This is a genomic window from Anaerobacillus alkalidiazotrophicus (genome assembly GCF_001866055.1).
Window position 1 is genome coordinate 14004 of the sequence record NZ_MLQS01000031.1, and the last position, 21733, is coordinate 35736.

Sequence of the window (21733 nt, forward strand, 5' to 3'; positions counted from 1 at the left end):
TTCTAATTTGGTTTATACAAGCATTATAGATGAAATTATTATTAATGTGAAGGTTGTACTGTTTGGCAAAATGACAACATCTACTTATTTACAATTATTTCATTCGTTAAGCATATCTGTTTTAATATTAGGTAAAAAAAGGTATAGTATATTAGTAGCAGTTATTTTTTTCTTTGTTTTTGCGTTGATAACGATGTAATTGGAAAAGATAACGACAGAAAACAATATTATTATTTCTTTTCTTTAATTTCCTAAAGGAGGTTTCCGCTTTGGCAAATCAAGTAGAACCAATTTTAACAGAAGAATTATTTCAATTTTTACAAAAAGAACGTTTTGTCACAATTGCAACAGTTGATCATGAGACGACTGGACCAAATGTAAGTGCTATATCGTGGGTTTATGCTCCAAAGAAAGAAACAGTTCGTTTTGCAGTCGATAATCGTTCACGTATTATTGAAAATATTAAAGCGAATTCACAAGTAGTCCTTAACGTAATTGCAAATGAATCTACTTATTCAATTAGTGGCTCAGCCGTATTAAAGGTAGAGAAAATGGATGAAGTACCATTAAAGTTAGCTCTTGTAGAAATTCATATTAAAGAAGTGCGGGATGTAATGTTTTATGGATCAAGAATTTCTGTAGAACCAGCTTATGAAAAAACGTATGATAAAGATGCTGCAGATAGACTTGACTTACAAGTAATGACTGCAATGAAAAAAGCCTAGTCGATGACTAGGCTTTACGCATATTCATTATAGATTAGCCAATTCTTCTGGTTATTTTCCTTTTTTCATATCCTTCTATTCTCTTTGTCCATTCGGATGTTCTGGTCGTTGCTTTGTTTGTTCATCATCCATATTTCGTTTACCATATTCTTCTTGAATGTTTTCAAGGTCTTCGTCTTGACCTTCATCTAACCGTTCTTCATTTGCATCGGTTGGTTCTGGTTCTGCTTTACGATGTTCTGGACCTGGGACAACTGGTATAAGTCGACCTACAATTGCCGCTAATTCATTCATTACACCAGCGATTGGATGACCAGCTTCAATTTCCCGTCTCATTTGATGTAATCGTTCGTTAATATCTGGATCAGCACTGATAAAGGCGTAGGCACCGTGTGGATCATCCTTTAGCGCTTCAGCTACTTCATATTTAACGACTCCTACATCAGAACGATCTAGTTCAGCATTTACATCAATCCCAACCACAGCTAAATCTCCTAAAATTAAGGCAGTTGCATTATTTACATCTGGTACTCTTTGTGCGAGATGTACTAAATGTTCAGCTACTTCTCCCCCATTTTCGATTTGATTTTCCCTTGGGTCTGTTGCTTGCTCTGCTACTTCAAAGGGTTTTTGTTTACCTTCGTTTTCTCTTGTCGTATTTGTTTGACAAGCTATCAGTGAGAAAGCCAGTAAGGCATATATACAAAAGTGAAATAGTTTCATTTTTCATTCATCCCTTTCCTTGTAAATATTTATAATTATTGTTCGTTTCTTCGTCTAACTTTATTCTGATGTACATACATTTATAATAAATCCTTTTCTCACCTTAAAATTGATTGTGAATAGTACCTATTCATTTTTTAAAACTTTCTTTTCTGAAATAAAAGTTTTCTTTTGCTATTTTGAATGAATTTCGCAATTTCTTTAATCGAACATTGTCAAAATATGTCTGGTTGAAAACTCGCTAATTCAACAAGATGTAGTAACTTGGTCGTGGAATATTGTATTAAGAAATTTATTAAATTTATTCAAATTCCATTTTGTTATCTCAAAAATAATTTCAATGCATACCTTAATAATAAGATACCTATCCCATTACTTTAGTCAAGGAGGCGTGACGTTGAATAAAATCTACGTCTTAGATACGAACGTATTACTACAAGATCCTTTCGCAATATTTGCATTTGAGGATAATGAAGTTGTAATTCCAGCAATTGTATTGGAAGAGGTTGACTCAAAAAAACGTTATATGGATGAAATTGGGAGGAATGCTAGGCAAGTAGCAAAAATCATGGACCAATTTCGGGATAAAGGAAAACTTCATGAAAAAGTGAAGTTGGAAAACGGTGGAGAGTTAAGAGTTGAACTTAATCATCGTTCTTTTGAAAAACTGAAAGGAACTTTTGATGAAAAAACTAATGATAATCGAATTTTGGCAGTGGCTTTAAATTTGTCAATAGAAGAAAAACAAAAGCCAATATCTAAGCCTGTTATTTTAGTATCTAAGGATACACTGATGCGAGTGAAAGCAGATGCAATTGGTATTCAAGCGGAAGACTTCCTGAGTGATAGAGTGATAACTTCCGATCATATTTACTCAGGTTACATTGAAGCCTACGTTAGTTTAGATGTATTAAATAAATTCTATTCTTCACAAAAAATCAATGTCGATGAACTAAATTATCAAACTGTTTATCCAAATCAGTTTGTTATACTAAAGGATGAGTTAGGGAGTTCGAGTTCAGCTATAGGAAAAATAGATAAAGATTGCCGAATGGTTCGTCCGTTTCAGGTAGAACCTGATCACGTGTGGGGGATTAAACCGCGTAATGTTCAACAAAAAATGGCCTTTGAACTGCTTTTACGAGATGATGTTCAATTAGTAACGTTAATAGGAAAAGCTGGAACTGGAAAAACGTTACTTTCGTTAGCGGCGGGACTCTTCCAAACTGAAGATCTTCATAAATATATGAAATTGTTAGTAGCGCGGCCAGTGGTGCCAGTAGGAAAGGATATTGGATTTTTACCAGGAGAAAAAGAGGAGAAGCTTAGACCGTGGATGCAACCAATTTACGATAATTTAGAGTTTTTATTTAACACAAAAAAACCAGGGGAAATAGATCAAATTTTAGCTGGAATGGGGTCAATTCAGGTCGAAGCGTTAACGTATATTCGTGGACGAAGTATTCCGGAGCAGTTTATCATTATTGATGAAGCGCAAAATTTGACCAAACATGAAGTTAAAACAATTATAACAAGAGTAGGTGAAGGGAGTAAGATTGTTTTAATGGGAGATCCTCAACAAATTGATCACCCGTATCTAGATGAATTTAATAACGGTCTAACTTATGTAGTTGAGAAGTTTAAGGGTCAGAAAATAAGTGGACATGTAAAACTAGAAAAAGGAGAGCGTTCGGGTCTTGCGCAGCTAGCGGCAGATTTACTCTAGTATAGAAGAGTGAAGATAAAGTAGTACTACTTAAAAAATGATAGGGGTAGAGGTAAACATCTAGACGGTGTTTATTTCTAGCTCTTTTTATTCCACTATTAAGGGGCAGTATGGACCCCAACCTCAAAATTTAAGAAAATTGAGAAGTTTAGGTGGGGGATTAACTGCTTCTAAAGGTCCGAAATAGAATAACTTTCATCGGAAAAAGCTGATGATTAGTTATTCTTATTCCCGTGGTATAAGTTGAACTAACAATCAATGGGGGGTGAAGGAAAACCCCCACTGATTGAAGTTCAGCTTTTTTTGACTTGCTCTCATGTTTTAAAAGGAGATGCTCATTCTAATGATAGGATGGTAAAGGGAGTGTGTGAAAAATGGCAGAATGTACATACCAGAAAACATTATCTGAACTAGTTGATGAAGTAAAGAAGTATACGAAATTTGGTCGTGTGGCAGATTATATTCCTGTGTTAGGTGAAGCAGACCCTAATGCTCTTTCTGTAGCCATTTATAAAGGTAAAGGTTCATGTATAGCGGCAGGGTGTATCGAGGAAAAATTTACATTACAAAGTATTTCGAAAGTATTAGCATTAGCTTTAGCAATTATGGATCGAGGAGAGGAATATGTTTTTTCAAGAGTTGGAATGGAACCAACAGGTGATCCGTTTAATTCGATCGCAAAATTAGAGTCGAATAGTCCCTCTAAACCATTGAACCCGATGATTAATGCAGGTGCTTTAGCTGTAACTAATATGATTATTGGGAAAAACACAAATGAAAAGCTTGAACGAATTTTAGCGCTTATTCATGAAATGACAAGTAATACGGATATCGGTTATTGTAACCGAGTTGCGCATTCAGAATTTGAGACAGCTTTTCTTAACCGTTCTTTATGTTACTTTATGAAACAACATAAAGTTATTGAAGGCGATATTGAAGAGCTATTAGAATTATATACAAAGCAATGTGCTATTTTAGTAAATTGCCATGATTTATCAAAAATAGGTTATGTCATTGCTAATGAAGGTCGAAATCCCCAAACAAGAAAACAAGTTATTCCACAACATATTGTTAGAATAGTGAATACATTTATGGTAACTTGTGGAATGTATAATTCTTCAGGTGAGTTCGCGATTCGAGTTGGTATCCCAGCGAAAAGTGGGGTGTCAGGTGGAATTATGGGAGCTGTTCCTCATGGAATTGGAATAGGAATTTACGGACCTGCTTTAGATGAGCGTGGTAATAGTTATGCTGGTATGAAATTGCTAGAAAGTTTATCAATAAAGTACGATTTAAGTATATTTTAATATAATAAGAATTTATAAATTTTTAACTTAGAAACTGTCTAGCGCAAGCAGCCTACGAGCTTGGTCACTTCAGGCCTTTTCGGAAGCCAAAGAGCGGCTTCTGTCAAAGGCCGCCCCAGTGAAGCTACTACTTGGATTACTTCGAAGCTGCTTTGCTCTTGAGCAAACGGAGTGGCACAGGAGCAGCTGCTCGTGACCAAGGCGCTTGCGCTTTTCTAAATATAGCACTTATAGTATTGTAGCCGTTAATAGAGAATATTTCTAAGCTTGAATTCCTATAAAAACTTTTAAAATATTGCATTTTCTTACTATTAAGGCTATCATAGGGTAATAAGGGACAGTGACTCGTATGGGAGGGAAAGAAATGTCTAATGAAGCGGTAAAAGGACATCATGAAAAAGCGTACGCCCTTCTAAAAGCGGATGCAAATAAAATATTAAAGCTCATTGAAGTTCAAATGGCGAATTTAACAATGCCTCAATGCCCTCTGTATGAAGAGGTGTTAGATACACAAATGTTTGGTTTGTCTAGGGAAATTGACTTTGCCATTCGACTAGAGTTAATTGATGAAGAAGTGGGTAAGCAATTGTTAGCACAACTCGAGCGAGAGCTTGCAACTCTTCATGAAGCATCAACAAAAAGATTATAAGAAGACGACTCTAGGAGAACTTTTCTCCTTAAAAAGAAAAGCAAAAACTTACTTTTTAAGGAGATGTATACTTCCTATGGGTCGTTTTTTATTTATTTTATTTATAACAAATTTGAGAAGTTAGTGTGATGTTTAGTTTCAGTTTTTTTGAGCACGTTCTTTTCGTAAAGTGGTGAAAGTCCACCTAATAAACGGAAAAAAGTAAGAGTATTAACATTCTAAGCTTTTATAAAATTCGGTCTTAACTAATAATGAAACTACTTTTATTATAAAGAAAAATAATGATATGATAGTTATTAAATAAGGAGGAGTTTGATGAATAGGTTGACTAAAATCAAAAAAGTATTGGTAGCAAATCGTGGTGAAATAGCGATTCGTATTTTCCGGGCATGTACAGAACTACATATACGCACAGTGGCTATTTATTCAAAAGAAGACACTGGTTCATACCACAGATACAAAGCTGATGAAGCATACTTAGTTGGAGAAGGCAAAAAACCAATCGATGCATACTTAGACATTGAGGGTATTATTGAGATTGCTAAACGAAACGACGTTGATGCCATTCATCCAGGTTATGGTTTTCTTTCAGAAAATATTCAATTTGCAAAACGCTGTGAGGAAGAAGGCTTACTATTCATCGGTCCAACATCTGAACATTTAAATATGTTTGGTGATAAAGTACAAGCAAGAAAGCAAGCTATTAATGCAGGTTTACCAGTTATTCCAGGTAGTGATGGTCCGGTTCAATCTGTTAACGATGTTGAATTATTTGCCAATGAACATGGATTTCCGTTTATTATAAAAGCTTCCTTAGGCGGTGGTGGCCGAGGAATGAGAATTGTTCGAACTAAGGACGAATTAAAAGAGGCGTATGATCGTGCAAAATCAGAGGCGAAATCTGCTTTTGGTAATGATGAAGTATATGTTGAAAAGTTTGTTGAGAATCCAAAGCATATTGAAATTCAAATCTTAGGAGATGAAAAAGGGAATATTATCCACCTTTATGATCGTGATTGTTCCGTACAACGAAGACACCAAAAAGTTGTTGAAATTGCACCAAGTGTTTCGCTAACAGAAGAAGTTCGTCTTAAAATCTGTAAAGCTGCAGTAAAATTAATGAGAAATGTCAATTACATAAATGCAGGAACTGTTGAGTTTTTAGTAACGGAAACAGGTGAATTTTATTTTATCGAAGTAAACCCTAGGGTTCAAGTAGAACATACAATTACAGAAATGGTTACTGGTATTGATATTGTTCAATCACAAATTTTTATTACTGATGGAGAAGAACTTCATGGTAATAACATGAATATACCTATCCAGGAAAAAATAATGTGTCATGGATATGCCATTCAATCACGGGTAACGACGGAAGATCCAAGTAATAACTTTATGCCTGATACTGGAAAAATTACTGTTTATCGTTCAGGGGGGGGCTTTGGTGTTCGTTTAGATGCAGGTAATGGATTTCAAGGTTCAGTAATATCTCCTTACTATGATTCACTTTTAGTTAAATTATCTACTTGGGCCTTAAACTTTGAAGATGCTGCATCGAAAATGTTAAGAAATTTACGGGAATTTCGTATTCGAGGTATCAAAACAAATATTGCATTTTTAGAAAATGTTGTACAGCATGAGAAGTTTTTAAACGGTCATTACAATACATCTTTTATTGATACTACTCCTGAATTGTTCGTTTTTCCGAAGAGGAAAGACCGTGGTACGAAGATGTTAAGCTTTATTGGTGAAACAACAATAAATGGGTATCCAGGGTTAGAAAAGAAGAAGAAGCCAGTATTTGATCATCCACAAATTCCTAAATTAAGGCTGTTAGATCCTATTCCGAATGGTACAAAACAACTATTAGAGGAAAGAGGGGCAGAAGGTGTTGCAAAATGGGTAAAAGAACAAAAGGAAGTTCTTTTAACAGATACAACATTTCGTGATGCTCATCAATCCCTATTGGCGACTCGTGTGAGAACACATGATTTAAAGCGAATTGCTGAACCTACATCAAGAATGCTTCCTAATCTATTTTCATCGGAAATGTGGGGAGGGGCTACCTTTGATGTTGCAATGAGATTTTTACATGAAGATCCATGGGAAAGATTATTGACATTAAGGAAACAAATGCCGAACCTTCTACTTCAAATGTTATTACGTTCATCTAATGCTGTGGGTTATACAAACTATCCAGATAATTTAATTAAGGAGTTTGTTCAAAAGTCTGCAGTTGCAGGCATTGACGTTTTCCGTATTTTCGATAGTTTAAACTGGGTGAAAGGTATGACGTTAACGATTGATGCTGTCCGTGAATCTGGAAAGATTGCAGAGGCAACAATGTGTTATACAGGAGACATCTTAAATCCTAATCGCTCGAAATACGATTTGAATTATTATAAAAACTTAGCAAAAGAGTTAGAACAATCTGGTGCTCATATTTTAGGCATTAAAGATATGGCTGGGTTATTAAAGCCTCAAGCGGCATACACCCTTGTTTCTGCATTAAAAGAAACCATTGACATTCCGATACACCTACATACTCATGATACGAGTGGGAATGGTATATTTACTTATGCTAAGGCGATCGAAGCTGGTGTAGATATTGTTGATGTAGCAGTTGGTTCAATGGCAGGACTTACATCTCAACCAAGTGCAAATTCTTTATATTATGCTCTAGAAGGAAGCGAAAGAAAACCAAATATTGATATTAAGTCACTTGAAAAATTAGGGATATTCTGGGAGGATACTCGCAAATTCTATCAAGGTTTTGAAAGTGGTATGATGGCTCCTCATTCTGAGGTATATGAGCATGAAATGCCAGGTGGTCAATATAGTAACCTACAACAACAAGCAAAAGCAGTTGGTTTAAAAGATAGATGGGATGAAGTGAAAAAAATGTATCGAACTGTAAATGATATGTTCGGTGATGTTGTAAAGGTAACCCCTTCGTCGAAAATTGTTGGAGACATGGCATTATTTATGGTTCAAAATAATTTAACGGAAAAAGAAATAATGGAACATGGTGCCTCATTAGATTTCCCTGATTCGGTTGTTGAGTTTTTCCAAGGGTATTTAGGCCAACCTTACAAAGGTTTTCCAGAGAAATTACAAAAAATTATTCTTAAAGGTCAAGAAGCCATTACGGAAAGACCAGGAGAATTACTCCCACCCGTTGATTTTGAAGCACTAAAGAAAGAGTTATTCGGAATATTAAATCGTCAAGTTACCGATTTTGATATCATTTCGTATGCTCTTTATCCAAAAATTTATTTAGAGCAACAAAGGTTTTGCGAATCATTTGGGGATGTTTCTGTTATCGATACACCAACGTTTTTATATGGGCTTCGTTTAGGTGAAGAGGTTGAGGTAGAAATTGAAAAAGGGAAAACTCTTATCGTAAAACTTGTATCAATTGGTGAAGCTCAAAAAGACGGTACGCGTGTCATTTATTTTGAATTAAATGGTCAACCTCGTGAAGTAGTTATTAAAGATCAAAATGTAGAGACTACTATAGTAGCAAAAACGAAAGCTGACAAAACTAACCCGAATCATATTGGGGCAACTATGCCTGGTACAGTAGTTAAAACATTAGTTGAAAATGGAGACAAAGTAAAAAAAGGTGATCATTTAATGATTACAGAAGCGATGAAGATGGAGACGACCGTACAGGCACCGTTCGACGGCTTTGTGAAACGCATCTATGTTCATAGCGGTGAAGCAATTCAAACCGGAGATTTATTGATCGACCTAAGTAATAATTAATAAAAAATGCAAGGGCAATTGCCTTTGCATTTTTTGGTTTGTTTCGTATTAGACTATTAATAACAGATTGATGATTTTATATTTATTATTCTCGCTATTTCTAACTGGTGAACTGTTCGTTATTGGTAATTATGAAATTTACTCAGTCAAAGCTGAACTTCAATCAGTGGGGGGTTCCTTCATCCCCCACCTAAACTTTTCGATTTTCTTAAGTTTTGAGATGGGGGTTTTACTTGCCCCTTAAGAGAGGGATAAATAAAGATTCCAAAAAATCGCAAGTGAATATAATTTCATTAACACTATACTAATGTTATAATCTTAATGTAGTTAAAAACAAAAGTGATGAAAATCACTGCGTATTTGTATATAATATGTTTGATAAATTTATTTACACTAAGAATATGTTAGTTACTTCTTGCGTAACAAATAATATGCTGAAAAACTTAATGTATATAAATTAAATAGATTAATAGATGTGGGGTGAATGATTTGAACAAAACTATTCTCGAAAGTACAAATGTACTAAAACATCCAACGACAACTAACAGCAGTGGCAATGGCACATGGAGAGATTTTCTTTCTTTAACAAAAATGGGTATCGTTATGTCAAATATGATAACAGCTTTTGCCGGACTGTATTTAGCTGCATATTATACGGATATTTCTTTAATTTCAAATATACATCTTGTAATTTTGGGGTTATTAGGGTCTGCCCTAGTTATGGCGGGTGGATGTAGTTTAAATAACTATATTGATAGAGATATAGACCATTTAATGGAACGAACGAGCGGGCGACCGACAGTCACTGGGAAAATTTCAGATAATCAAGTTTTGATCTTTGGCCTTGCATTATCGGCATTAGGTATGGTTTTATTATTATTAACAACATCAGTAGCTGCGGTTTTAGGTTTAGTTGGTCTAGTTTTTTACGTTGTCATTTACACAATGTGGACAAAAAGAACAACATCACTAAATACTATTGTTGGTAGTGTTTCAGGAGCAGTACCGCCACTTATAGGATGGGCGGTTATAGACCCGAGTTTACATCCGATTGCTTGGATATTGTTTTTAATTATGTTTATTTGGCAACCACCTCATTTTTTAGCGTTAGCAATGAAACGTTGTGAGGAGTACAGAAAAGCTGGTATTCCTATGCTTCCTGTAGTATCGGGATTTCAAGTTACTAAACGACAGATGGTTTTATATGTTGCTATTCTTATTCCAGTTTCATTGATGGTTTCACCTATGTTTGGTCCAGTTTATACTGTTATTACAGGCATGTTAGGAGCTGGGTGGCTTGTACTTGGTATAAGAGGCTTTTTTATGAGAGATGATATGAAATGGGCTAAATTAATGTTTGTCTATTCATTGAATTACTTAACAATTATTTTTGTATTAATGGTTGTTCTTCACATTGTTTAAATTCTATAATTATAAGTAATAAGTGCTAAATACTCTTAGGGGGATTATTTTTCAATTTGGAGTGTAATGGTTCGTAAAATTCTCTTAAATCGAAGTGTTTTAGGTAGAAGATAATCTGCAATCTTTAAAAATTCGGATAAAGCTAAAACACAACAAGCAGTAGGGGATGAAGGGAAATCTCTTACTGCTATATTTTATCCCGCTCTTAAGGGGCAGTAAGAATCCCACCTCAAAGCTAAAGAAAATCGAAAAGTTGAGGTGGGTGATTAACTCCTCCTAAAGGTCCAATATAGAATAACTAATCATTAGAGAAAGCTGATGATTAGTTCTGCATTATTTGTTAGTGGGATTTAGTAAAAAGAAATAACATTAGAAAGGAGATCTATGCATGAATATAGCTTTAATAAATGCAATTTTTATTGCAATTAGTGCAATTTTTGTAGCAGTTGGATGGTTTGTGGTCGCAAATGGCAATAAAGAATTACATAAGAAAATGATGTTTCTAGGTGCATTATTCGCAACGATATTTTTTGTTACTTATGTTTCAAAAACGATACTTGTTGGAAGTACAGCTTTTGGTGGACCAGAGGAGGTAAAGATATACTATACTCTTTTCTTAATTTTTCATATTATATTGGCAATGTCAGCTGCGGTGTTAGGAATTATAACTCTAGTATCAGGGTACAAAAACAATATGAGGCTACACCGAAAATTAGGGCCGATTACATCCATCATTTGGTTTTGTGGTGCATCAACAGGAATTATCGTGTATTTACTGCTTTACGTTATTTATCCACCGGGAGAAGTAACAAATGTGTTTCGAGCTATCTGGGGTTTTTAATTTATATCATAGGTAATATAAAACTGGTGGCCTATTAGGCCACCAGTTTATCTTTGTACTTTAAGAAAGTTTAACTTCGCTATAGGACTTGGCGATAAGCCAAGTTTTTCTAACATAATCAGAATTTATAAATTTCTAATTTAAAAGTAGTAACGGCGTCTAGCTCCATACGCCTTGCGCTCTTCTTTCTTTCTAAAATTAAATTTTAAAGTTAGCTTTTATTATTCCAGCTTCTTTCGCTGATGTAAAGAGGATTACCACTAGAGGACCGACGATAAAACCAATGACTCCTAAAAGCATTAATCCAATATACATGGCAATTAATGTTGCTAATGGAGAAAGACCAATTTGTTGCCCCATAACTTTAGGTTCTACCGTTCTTCTAATAATTAATAAAATACCAGCTAATACAAGTAATTTCGTTGCTATTGCCATATTACCTGCAATTAAATGGTAAATTGCCCAGGGGGCTAAAATCGCTATAGAACCAATAATTGGAATGAAATCAATGATCCATATGATAAAAGCCATTAATAAGGCTACTTCAGGAACAATTAATAAAAGTCCAATTAGAGAAACGATAAAAATAATAATACTAACCAAAAATTGGGCTTTGATAAAGCCGAAAATAACAAAGGAAAGTCTAGATGACATAAACTGAACTTTATCTTTTGTTTTTTCAGATAAATGTGTGAATATTTTCTCCTTTATCTTTGGAAGTTCTAATAAAAATAGATAGAGAGCTATAAGGTAAACGAGAAAGGTTACTAAGTAACTAGGTATCTTCGTTAGAATTGATGTTATATCGCTAAAGAAGTTTCGGCTACTTACAGTGCTTCTTAAACCACTTAGAGTGTCTTGAACATAGCTATCAATTTCGCGAACAAGTTCAGTAGGTAGGTCTTCAAACTTATCATTTAAATTGCTTTGCATATCCATCCATGCATAATTAATTTCCGTAATATATGAAGGTAAATTTTTAACAAAATAATCCGCTTGTGTTATAGCTTTTGTAGTTATAAAGTAACCAATCAAGCCTATAAAGCATAGAAATATCATAAAGACTATAAAAACTGCTAAGTTTCTTTTCACTTTCGTTCCCTTTTGTATTACACGAACTATAGGAGTAAGAAGCATCGCAGTAATTAGTGCAGCTATTATAGGCATTGATACAGGTAATATAAAATACCCTAATATGATAATTATTATTATTGTAGTAATGATTATAAGGTTCTTTTTGGAAAATATTGCAGACATTTCAAACTCCTCTCATTGTGGACACCATATAACTATTATAGTATGTATTCGCTTAGAATTACAATGAATTATGTATCAATGAACAAGAATGTAATTGAAATGTATTGTTTTTGACTCCAAAACGAAAAGGAGTGATTTATGATGTTACAAAAACATCTCGATAAAGGGGACTTGTATATTTTTGATGATGTAATTAAATATATAACAAGTATTGCTTTTTCGGAAATTGATGGAGTTGAGTGTAGTTCAACTACGATTAGAAGCAAGTTGCTTGATACAATTATAGGAAACCCGAGTAATATTAATATTAAAACGACCAAAGAAGAGGTTTCTGTGCAATTAAAGGTAAGCATTAGGTTAGGAAAAAATATACCGGATACAATTTATGAACTGCAAAGCGTGGTAAAAAATCATGTCGAGTTATTTACTGGATTTACAGTATCAGAAGTAAATGTACTTGTAGATGGGATCATTATAGATGAATGAAGCGTTTGGGCATTTACTCATTCGCTTTTATTTTTCGTTAACTTTGAATATAAACAAGCTAATTTCCAATAAATGTGATAGTATGAAAACGATAAGCTTAATTTCAATTTGATTTATTTTTATACGATGAAATTTTATAAGAGGATGAAATTGATGACAAAAAGAATTTATGAAGTTGATCCTTATCTGAAGGAATGTACGGCTTTAGTTCAAAATACTAAAATTATCAATGATGAGTACTGGGTGAAGCTTGATCAAACGATTTTTTACCCAGAAAGTGGTGGACAACCTTATGATGTAGGTTTTATTGATAATATTCCTGTATTAGAAGTCCAATACTTTGATAATGGATTATATCATAAGGTAAATGAGTACTTTGAGAAAACGAGGGTAAAATTAACGGTTGATTATAAGCGAAGGTTTGATCATATGCAGCAACATACTGGTCAACACCTTTTATCGGCAGTATGGGTTGAGCTATATCAAATTAAAACGGTATCCTTTCATTTAGGGAAAGATGTTTGTACGATCGATTTAGCAACAACAGAATTGAGTAATGAACAAATTGATACGGTAGAAAATAAGATAGCTCATTACATAAGTGAAAACCGTTCCGTTGAAAATTATATACTGCCGTATGATGAAGTCGATGATGATCGTCTAATTAAACTTAAAGAAAGACCCGAGTTCGTCCGGTTTATTGAAATCGAAGGAATAGATTCGTCAACATGCTGCGGTACTCATGTAAGTATGTTAGGTGAAATTAATATGATAAAAATCCTTGGTTGGGAAAAATACAAACAACGTATCCGTTTAACTTTTATTTGTGGCTTAAGGGCTACTAAATATTTTCAAGAAGTTACAAAATCGGTTTATGAAGTTAGTAAAAAGTTAAATGTGTCTCCTTTAACAGTAAAAGATAGGTTTCTTGAATTTTATCAAAAGTACCAATTGCTAAAGAAAAATTATCAAAAGCTATATGAAAGAGACTTGCATCATGAGGCGAAGATATTGATGGACAAGGCAAAGGCAAATGTTATTGAAGTATCGTGGGAAGAAAAACCAATTCAAGAAATGAAAGACTTAGCAAAAATTATTATTGAATCAGGAGATAAAGTTGTGTTTTTTCAGAATCAAAACCAAAAAACATGGATCTTTGCCTCTTCATCATCACAATTATTTAATGTATCAACATGTATTCAAACATTAAAGGATTTGATAGGTGGAAATGGTGGCGGTAACCCTGTTTTCGGGCAATGGACAGGCAATATAGACACGGAAACTTGGGAAACAATAAAAAAACAATTAAAAATATTAACGTAAATTGCTTTAGGGTTGAAGTGGAACATAGAAAAAAGTTCATCAGGAAATGATGAACTTTTTTCTTTTTGGGTCAAACTATTCTTGAATGAGTTATGTTAGGAGGAGATAGAATTGAGAAGAAAAAATGGCGTTGTTTTTGTTATTTTTATACTTTTCTTTTTTATTTTTATTCCAAGTGCTTCCTTTGCTGAGGATAATACTAAAACCTATATTGTACAACCTGGAAATTCATTATGGAATATTTCTATGCTTTTTGACGTTGGCTTAACTGAACTAATAGAATTAAATCCACAAATTTCAAATCCAAATTTGATTTATCCAAATCAGAGGCTAAAGATTCCCTATTATGATCAGATTAAAAAAATTGAACATAAAGTAATCCAGTTAACTAATCAAGAACGAGCAAAATTTGGCTTGGCTCCACTAAAACCTAATTTGGAATTGTCTCGAGTTGCTCGAAATAAATCAAATGATATGAGAGATAATGATTATTTTTCACATGTTTCTCCTACTTATGGCTCTCCATTTGATATGATTAGAGATTTTGGCATTACATTTGATGGTGGAGCGGAAAATATTGCTCAAGGGCAAACGACTCCAGATGTTGTATTAAAAAGCTGGATGAACAGCCCAGGTCACCGACAAAATATTTTAAATAAAGAAATGACGACAATTGGAGTAGGTTACGCAAAAGGAGGAACTGGTAGACATTATTGGACGCAAATGTTTATTCAATGAATAAATACTTTTTAAAATATTTTAGTTAACTAAATGATAATGTTAATGCAAATGGACATACTATAACTGAATTTTTAAAAGGAGGTAATATTTTGGAACATATTCGTGATGTAATGACAACAGATGTTGATTTTTGTACACCTTTAGATAATGTGTATGAAGTTGCTGTGAAAATGAAACAGTTAGATGTAGGTGCAATTCCTATTTGTGAAAATGAACATTTACTAGGAATGATTACGGATAGAGATATTGTAATTAGAGGAGTTGCAGAAAAACGTCCAAACTCTACTAGAGTAACGGATATTATGAGTGAAAACTTAATTACTGCAGATCCGGGAATGAGTATTGATGATGCTGCTAATTTAATGGCTAAACATCAAATTAGACGACTTCCAATCGTTGAAAATAATCGTCTTGTAGGGATATGCTCATTAGGTGATTTAGCGATACATGATGGTACTGATGATGAAGCTGGCTATGCCTTATCTGAGATCTCTGAAAGTCCTCAAGTTCATCATTAATATTTTTTAAAGTCTGTTAATCCCAAAATAAGGATTAGCAGACTTTTTTTACGATATACCTTGAGATAGCCCCTACATCTAACCTAACAATATTTATTACAAAGAGGCGTATATATACAATTTTTAGCACTCCAACGAGACGTATTAACTTTCTATGACGAAAGTTTAGAATTTCTATAATAATTTGTCATAATCATTTAACAGGAAAATAGATATAAAAGAAGAAGATATTTTTAGAACAAAAAGTTTGCGGAAAAGGGCTATAAAAAACCGCTAATTATTTAAGATATAAACGAAATGTAAATGTGAAAGGAGAGTTTTATGAAAAAATTAGGATTTGGCATTGTTATTATAGTTTCTTTTATAGGAATAACATTTTATTTTTCTTTTTTAGTGGACAACCTTCTAGGTAACGATAAGGATCAATATATGGAAGAGAGTAATAGTGTTGCGGTCGTAGATAAAAATTTTGAAGTCAGTAGTACGACCAATCAAATAGCTAGTTATCCTAAGATTCTTGAAGAAAATGGATTACATACGTTAATTGGAAAAGGTAGTAACTTCATTTTAGAAAAATATGGGGAACCAGAACGGACCGACTTATCTTCTTATGGTTATGAATGGTGGATTTATCCGAAAGTCTATTCAACAGGGTATTTACAAGTAGGTATTGAGAACGAAAAAGTAGTTACTATTTACGGGATTGGAGAAGAGTTACCTACTGCTCCCTATCGATTAAATGTATCTTATAGTGAACTAGAGTCCATCGTTCCATTTACCAAAGAGGTTTCTTTAAATATAATGAACAACTCTTATCAATTTTCATTAACAGATGAAGAATTACGAACAAGGCCATTAATTTCAGTAGATGGAATTTTCATACAGTTGTATTTTGACTTATTTACCAATCAGTTGTCTAGTATTCGTTATCTTGATGCAACTGCTCTTGTAAAACACCGACCATATTCTGTTGTTTATCGTGGAGAGTTAATCGAACCTGAACCATTAACATCAGACGAATGGAGAGAAGTAGAAGTAGGTTCAGCTTTACAAATTTTGCAGATAACTAATGAAATTAGAAAAAGGAATAATCTTACAAAATTGAGATGGGATGATGAAACTGCGATTGTTGCTTATAACCATAGTAAGGATATGAAAAAAAATGACTTTTTCTCCCATACTTCACCAAATGAGGGAGAGTTGAAAGACCGGTTGAAAAAGCAGGGAATATTATTTCAGTTGGCTGGAGAAAACATAGCGGCTAATTATATTGATGCTATCGCTGCTGTTGAAGGTTGGTTAAATAGTGAAGGCCATCGGGTAAATTTGCTTCATGAGGATTTTACCCATCTAGGTGTGGGTGTTTATGAACGGTATTATACTCAAAATTTTATGACACCATGGTAATACTATCCTAAAAAGGTACTTGTTCTTCAGCCTAAAAAATGGGCGCACATATCGTTGGGCACATTTGTATGATGTAATAGAGCAACTGTAATTGCAAAAGAGGAGGTGTCCCTTTTGAGTAAAACAAAGAAATTACATCCATCTGTCCAACAGTTTAAACAATTTGTAAAGAAACATCCATTACTGTTAAAAGAAGTGAAAAAAGGGAAGAAGTCGCTACAGGATTTTTATGAGGAATGGACCATTCTAGGTGAAAAAGATCAACTTTGGGAAAAGTATAAAAAAACCACAGATGAGGATACAGCGGAAATAAAAGACGAAGTTGAAGATGAAGCAAAAACTGAGACAGAAAATGAAGATAAACCTGAGAAGGAAGGCTCTCAAATAGGAGATTTATTAGCTCTGTTAAAATCGGTAAATTTAAATGATATTCAAGGCCATATCCAAAACATTAGTGGAATGGTTGCTTCTATTCAAGGTTTATTACAATCATTTCAATCGAATTCCTCTAGCAAACAATCGAATTCTTCACATGGCGAGCAAATGCAGCAAAATCATCCAGGGCAACATCCATTTAATTTCAGACATTTTTAGAGTGGTTTATTTTTCAGCGTAAAAATATGGTTAGATCGTTTATTAATAGGTAATCTGAGAAAAGGGGCTGTCATAGTTATGAGACAAGAAGTACGGTTATATTTAAACCAACGCCCAGAATTAAAACAATATGTAAGAATTCATCCGGTATGGTATCGGTATTTATCCAGAGATCCGCAAGCGTTACTTCAACTTGAAAGCGAAGTTAAACAATTTTATGGTAGAACCTTTCCTCAAAAGTTAGAACGGTTTCATTCAAATTTAAATATGGCAATGATGCTTTTAGAAATGGCAAGAGGATTTGGAGCGTCAAAGTAGGGTAAGTGAAGGGCTCACTTACCTTTATCATTTAAAGGATAGTAAAATACCATTTCTTAATGGATAATCGCAACTATTTAGGTAAAACTTTAGCTATGATTAATTTTTAGGAAGTGGTGTATTTGATTAACTTATTTTTAGCAATTTTAGTAGTGGCGGGGGGGCTTACATACGAAAGTTTATCGCATAACTCTTCACAGGAATATATTATTCAAAATGGAAATGAACACTTTTTAATAGAAAAAGATCAAGAGGATAAACGATTTAGTGTTCATTATGAATTGAAAGAAAAAGATATTTATATTGAGTGTAAAGTAAAAGATTTTTCATTTAATAAAGATGATATTGGAACGATAAAAAAAGAAGGAGAGGGGCATATCCAGCTTTACATTAACGAGCATAAAGTAGATTCTGTTTTCCAATCATCTTTTGTAATTAAATCCTTACCTAGTGGAACGTATAAAATAAGGCTAGAACTCATACACAATGATTATACGCCGTATGGAGTTCATGAAGAATTTGAAATAACATTGTAAATATGTCGAAAGAGGGGCGAGGAGATGCTTTTTAATTATGAAAATCCATTAGTTGTTCAGAGTGATGGAACAATCATTGTTGAAGCAAACCATAAACAACTACCAATCATTCAACCTATATTATCGCAAATGGCAACATTAGAGAAAGCAACGCTTTCAACGCATACGTATAAACTATCTCCGTATTCAATTTGGTCAGCTGCGTCCCAAGGACTTCAAGTTACTGAAATTATTAATTTCTTGAATGAATACTGTAAATATCCATTAGCACAAAAAGTTGTGAAGTATGTAGAAGATCATTATTATCGGTCAAATTCCATTCGTATAGAGAAAATAGATGACGATTGTGTACTCACTTTTTCTTATCAAAAAGATGAAGATTTATTGTTACAAACTTCAAGTCTTAGATCTTTACTAAAGAAATATGGTAGTAAAAAAAATCAATATGTTTTTAATGAGCAGCACCGAGGAAATATTAAATCTATATGCTTATCAAATGGATATTTTGTTAATGATACCATAGGGTTTGATAAAGGTGAGGACTTAAAGATTGACATGTTACATTCGATAAATTTACGTCCTTATCAAAAAGAAGCAGTTAAGCACTTCTATAAAGATGGGATGAAAATAGGTGGAAACGGTATTGTTGTTATGCCTTGTGGGTCAGGTAAAACAATAGTAGGTTTAGGAATTATTGAAAAAGTAAAAGAAGAAGTTTTAATTATTACATCTAGTGAAACTTCAATGAAACAGTGGCAGAGGGAGCTAATAGAAAAAACCAACATCTCTAAGGCTGATATTGGAGTTTATTCCAGTTCGCGTAAAGAAGTAAAACCAATTACAATTGCGTCCTACCAGATGATGGTTTATAAAGATCATGAAACAGGAGAGTTTATTCACTTACCTTTATTTAATAAACGGAATTGGGGATTAATCATTTATGATGAAGTTCATCTCCTTCCAGCACCAGTTTTTCGGACGACAGCTAGTATTCAAGGGAAACGTAGGCTAGGTTTGACAGCAACTCTTGTGCGAGAAGATGGTAAAGAAGAGGAAGTGTATAGCCTAATTGGCCCAAAATATTATGAAGTTGCGTGGAAAGGCCTTGAAAATCATGGCTGGATTGCACGAACTGCATGTAAAGAAATTCGAATTGATTTTTCTGAGGATGAATTACAAAAATATGTCATAAGTAACCAGCAACAACAATTTAAAATTGCAGCAATAAATCCGTTAAAAATTAAAGTTATTAACAAATTGTTATTAAAACACAAAGAACAACCAACAATTATTATTGGACAATATATTGATCAGCTAACAAATGTGGCTAAGGTGCTTGACTTACCTATGGTTACTGGAAAGACCCCACAAAAGGAAAGAGAGATATTATACGATAGTTTCCGTAGTGGGGATATACCTGTACTTATTGTGAGCAAAGTGGCAAATTTTGCTGTAGATTTACCAGATGCCCAAGTAGCTATACAAATATCCGGGGCATTTGGATCTAGACAAGAAGAGGCGCAACGAGTCGGTAGAGTATTACGGCCAAAAAAGAACACGAACGAAGCTCACTTTTATTCTATTGTAACGCGAAATACGAAAGAAGAGGAATGCTCTAGTCGACGTCAACTTTTTATGTTAGAGCAAGGATACACATATGAGGTGGAAGAGTGGTTATCATTACATTAGAACAATGCTTAAAACAATTAAGTAGTAGTGTTAAAAACAATATAATTAAAAAGCAAGATGAAATTCTAATCGGAATTACAACAACAAATAACTTGGATCAACGTTTGCTGAATCAGGAATATAGAAGAAAATTGTTAAATTCATGTAGTGACCTTGAAAAGAAATATATGATTTCTTTCATCAATAAGTACAATGCATATTTGTGTACTATCGAAAAAGAAGAGCAAACAGCTGAAGAGAAGCTTGCTCTTCTTTTGTTACGCCAAAAAGGTTTATTGTTTAAAGTTGACATAAAAAAGCATGAACAAAGCTTTGTCATGCCAATTGAAGTTGTTGAAAGTTACTTTGAGAGTACATTCCAAAACGCGGGTGATATTGTATATTCAAAAAGTACCTTAAGTACGAAAAAATACCTTTATTACATATTGGAATTGTTATTATTGATCAAGGAAAAAAAGGTGAAACGGTTAGCGGACTTACATAGCTTACAAAAACAAAAATTTAAAGGCGTGGATTTGGCACTACTACTTGGTTTTATTGAGGATGAATGTTTAGTGAAAAAAGGAAATAATCAGTACTTCATTATAGAAGATAGTTGTACACGTTTTTTTAAACAAGCAAATGTGGAGATTAAGCAGAAAATTGCTCATTTTTTCATTATGTCAATACTTAAAAATCCATTTAGTGCAATGTTTATAAACTGGGTTATCTTTCGTTATCCTAACGAGAAAGGTATCCCTATTCGTGAAATAGTTTCATACTTAAAACAAAGTGATATTCAAATTGATGATAGCATTTATGATGTGATAGAGCAGTTAAAGTTATTTCAGGTTATTACGGTTGATGACGGTGAAATATATTTGTCAAATGATGACATCGGTCATAATAGTGATTTGAAGGGGATCGAAAGTGGAATACTGCAGTTTCTTATACCTATTTACGTAAATAACAGTGACCTTTGGACATTTTGTTATTGGGGGGAAATTCGAAATTGGGAGTCAATGGCTGAAATTATTTTTAATAAAGAAACAATACGTCATTCCTTACAAGAAGAAAGGGATATTGAAGTTCTCGTTAAGTGTTTACAAAAGTATCTACCAAAAATGACAGTTGAAAGCTGGAGACGTTTTTTTGTGGAATGGAAAGAAAAAGAGAAACTAGTGAACAAAAAGGAAAATATTATCTTTTATGCGGTAACCGAAAAGCTCTATCAGAGTTATATTACAAAAAAATGGTCTGATTGGATCCTTTTAACTAAAGAGGGGATCCTTATAGAAAAGGATTTGGAAGTGAAATTTGAAAATTTATTAAAAGAATTATCGGTAATGATTGTGAATTTAAATAAAAGAAAACCAACATATAGTGAGAAAAAAGAGTTGGTTATAATAAATGAATTTCCACAAATGAATACTACCCTACCTGAAATAGAGAAATTACCTAAGCAATGGTTTAGATTAACTGCTTACGAAGAAAGAGTTTTACAAAGGATTGTAAAACAAGCGATCGTTTTACAATTACCAATACAAATACAATTAACAAATGAGGATAAAATAAAACTATTTCCAATGAAACTTTGTATCAAGAATGGAGCTTATGAAATTAAATCAAATGCAAATGATTATGTAAGCCTTTCTTCTATTTCTAAACTAGCAATTGTCCATCCACTAGAACTTTGATTAGAGATACACTTATTATTAAAAGGT

The 21733-nt window shown here is 33.5% G+C and carries 19 protein-coding genes; 17 read left to right on the forward strand and 2 right to left on the reverse strand.

Annotation, left to right across the window (positions count from 1 at the left end; translation table 11 throughout):
* Window positions 1–269 precede the first annotated feature (269 nt).
* On the forward strand, window positions 270–725 hold the full coding sequence (locus BKP45_RS19225) for a pyridoxamine 5'-phosphate oxidase family protein (protein ID WP_071309896.1): 456 nt from the start codon (window positions 270–272) through the stop codon (window positions 723–725).
* Between the two features lie 75 nt (window positions 726–800).
* On the opposite strand, the gene BKP45_RS19230 is transcribed toward BKP45_RS19225, so the two are convergent.
* The gene (locus tag BKP45_RS19230; RefSeq protein WP_071390799.1) at window positions 801–1448 is read right to left on the reverse strand and encodes a YhcN/YlaJ family sporulation lipoprotein; all 648 of its coding nucleotides are present in this window, start codon (window positions 1446–1448) and stop codon (window positions 801–803) included.
* Window positions 1449–1845: 397 nt separating this feature from the next.
* Between BKP45_RS19230 and BKP45_RS19235 the strand changes: the two genes are divergently transcribed.
* From BKP45_RS19235 to BKP45_RS19260, 6 genes are all read left to right on the forward strand, one after another.
* Window positions 1846–3174, forward strand: a complete 1329-nt coding sequence (locus tag BKP45_RS19235) for a PhoH family protein (protein ID WP_071390800.1) — start codon at window positions 1846–1848, stop codon at window positions 3172–3174.
* 374 nt (window positions 3175–3548) lie between these two features.
* Window positions 3549–4481 (forward strand): glutaminase A, encoded by a 933-nt coding sequence (gene glsA / locus BKP45_RS19240; RefSeq protein ID WP_071390801.1) that lies wholly within the window; start codon window positions 3549–3551, stop codon window positions 4479–4481.
* 364 nt (window positions 4482–4845) lie between these two features.
* Window positions 4846–5130 carry a YlaN family protein gene (locus tag BKP45_RS19245; protein WP_071390802.1) on the forward strand — a complete coding sequence of 95 codons (285 nt, stop codon included), beginning with the start codon at window positions 4846–4848 and terminating at the stop codon, window positions 5128–5130.
* Window positions 5131–5445: 315 nt separating this feature from the next.
* Window positions 5446–8898, forward strand: coding sequence for a pyruvate carboxylase (gene pyc, locus BKP45_RS19250; RefSeq protein ID WP_071390803.1), 3453 nt, complete (start codon window positions 5446–5448; stop codon window positions 8896–8898).
* 480 nt (window positions 8899–9378) lie between these two features.
* A complete protein-coding gene (gene cyoE / locus BKP45_RS19255; protein WP_407639607.1) occupies window positions 9379–10320 on the forward strand; it encodes a heme o synthase in 942 nt (313 codons plus the stop codon).
* Between the two features lie 388 nt (window positions 10321–10708).
* Window positions 10709–11161 carry a DUF420 domain-containing protein gene (locus BKP45_RS19260; RefSeq protein WP_071390805.1) on the forward strand — a complete coding sequence of 151 codons (453 nt, stop codon included), beginning with the start codon at window positions 10709–10711 and terminating at the stop codon, window positions 11159–11161.
* Window positions 11162–11359: 198 nt separating this feature from the next.
* Here the strand turns inward: BKP45_RS19260 and ytvI are convergent, their stop codons facing one another.
* Window positions 11360–12418 carry a sporulation integral membrane protein YtvI gene (gene ytvI, locus BKP45_RS19265; RefSeq protein WP_071390806.1) on the reverse strand — a complete coding sequence of 353 codons (1059 nt, stop codon included), beginning with the start codon at window positions 12416–12418 and terminating at the stop codon, window positions 11360–11362.
* Between the two features lie 141 nt (window positions 12419–12559).
* On the opposite strand from ytvI, the gene BKP45_RS19270 reads away from it, so the two are divergent.
* The 10 genes from BKP45_RS19270 (at window position 12560) to BKP45_RS19315 (ending at window position 21706) form a co-directional block, all read left to right on the forward strand.
* Window positions 12560–12904 carry an Asp23/Gls24 family envelope stress response protein gene (locus tag BKP45_RS19270; protein WP_071390807.1) on the forward strand — a complete coding sequence of 115 codons (345 nt, stop codon included), beginning with the start codon at window positions 12560–12562 and terminating at the stop codon, window positions 12902–12904.
* Between the two features lie 153 nt (window positions 12905–13057).
* On the forward strand, window positions 13058–14227 hold the full coding sequence (locus BKP45_RS19275) for an alanyl-tRNA editing protein (protein WP_071390808.1): 1170 nt from the start codon (window positions 13058–13060) through the stop codon (window positions 14225–14227).
* A 111-nt stretch (window positions 14228–14338) separates the two neighbouring features.
* Window positions 14339–14965, forward strand: coding sequence for a CAP domain-containing protein (locus BKP45_RS19280; protein ID WP_071390809.1), 627 nt, complete (start codon window positions 14339–14341; stop codon window positions 14963–14965).
* A 92-nt stretch (window positions 14966–15057) separates the two neighbouring features.
* On the forward strand, window positions 15058–15486 hold the full coding sequence (locus BKP45_RS19285; RefSeq protein WP_071309883.1) for a CBS domain-containing protein: 429 nt from the start codon (window positions 15058–15060) through the stop codon (window positions 15484–15486).
* A 321-nt stretch (window positions 15487–15807) separates the two neighbouring features.
* The gene (locus tag BKP45_RS19290) at window positions 15808–16893 is read left to right on the forward strand and encodes a CAP domain-containing protein (protein WP_245747562.1); all 1086 of its coding nucleotides are present in this window, start codon (window positions 15808–15810) and stop codon (window positions 16891–16893) included.
* 114 nt (window positions 16894–17007) lie between these two features.
* A complete protein-coding gene (gene ylbD / locus BKP45_RS19295; protein WP_071390810.1) occupies window positions 17008–17487 on the forward strand; it encodes a spore coat protein YlbD in 480 nt (159 codons plus the stop codon).
* Window positions 17488–17565: 78 nt separating this feature from the next.
* Window positions 17566–17805 (forward strand): YlbE-like family protein, encoded by a 240-nt coding sequence (locus BKP45_RS19300; protein WP_071390811.1) that lies wholly within the window; start codon window positions 17566–17568, stop codon window positions 17803–17805.
* Window positions 17806–17927: 122 nt separating this feature from the next.
* On the forward strand, window positions 17928–18341 hold the full coding sequence (locus BKP45_RS19305; protein ID WP_071390812.1) for a hypothetical protein: 414 nt from the start codon (window positions 17928–17930) through the stop codon (window positions 18339–18341).
* Between the two features lie 24 nt (window positions 18342–18365).
* Entirely contained in the window at window positions 18366–20030 is a 1665-nt protein-coding gene (locus BKP45_RS19310; protein ID WP_071390813.1) for a DNA repair helicase XPB, read from the forward strand.
* Window positions 20012–21706 carry a hypothetical protein gene (locus BKP45_RS19315; RefSeq protein ID WP_071390814.1) on the forward strand — a complete coding sequence of 565 codons (1695 nt, stop codon included), beginning with the start codon at window positions 20012–20014 and terminating at the stop codon, window positions 21704–21706. Before BKP45_RS19310 ends, BKP45_RS19315 begins: the two co-directional genes overlap by 19 nt.
* Window positions 21707–21733: the final 27 nt, after the last annotated feature.

Excerpts from the sequence above, each read along its gene's own strand:
- BKP45_RS19230 (WP_071390799.1), bottom strand. The coding sequence starts at position 1,448 with ATGAAACTATTTCACTTTTGTATATATGCCTTACTGGCTTTCTCACTG.
- glsA (WP_071390801.1), top strand. The coding sequence starts at position 3,549 with ATGGCAGAATGTACATACCAGAAAACATTATCTGAACTAGTTGATGAA.
- BKP45_RS19245 (WP_071390802.1), top strand. The coding sequence starts at position 4,846 with ATGTCTAATGAAGCGGTAAAAGGACATCATGAAAAAGCGTACGCCCTT.
- pyc (WP_071390803.1), top strand. The coding sequence starts at position 5,446 with ATGAATAGGTTGACTAAAATCAAAAAAGTATTGGTAGCAAATCGTGGT.
- BKP45_RS19260 (WP_071390805.1), top strand. The coding sequence starts at position 10,709 with ATGAATATAGCTTTAATAAATGCAATTTTTATTGCAATTAGTGCAATT.
- ytvI (WP_071390806.1), bottom strand. The coding sequence starts at position 12,418 with ATGTCTGCAATATTTTCCAAAAAGAACCTTATAATCATTACTACAATA.
- BKP45_RS19270 (WP_071390807.1), top strand. The coding sequence starts at position 12,560 with ATGTTACAAAAACATCTCGATAAAGGGGACTTGTATATTTTTGATGAT.
- BKP45_RS19275 (WP_071390808.1), top strand. The coding sequence starts at position 13,058 with ATGACAAAAAGAATTTATGAAGTTGATCCTTATCTGAAGGAATGTACG.
- BKP45_RS19290 (WP_245747562.1), top strand. The coding sequence starts at position 15,808 with ATGAAAAAATTAGGATTTGGCATTGTTATTATAGTTTCTTTTATAGGA.
- BKP45_RS19300 (WP_071390811.1), top strand. The coding sequence starts at position 17,566 with ATGAGACAAGAAGTACGGTTATATTTAAACCAACGCCCAGAATTAAAA.
- BKP45_RS19310 (WP_071390813.1), top strand. The coding sequence starts at position 18,366 with ATGCTTTTTAATTATGAAAATCCATTAGTTGTTCAGAGTGATGGAACA.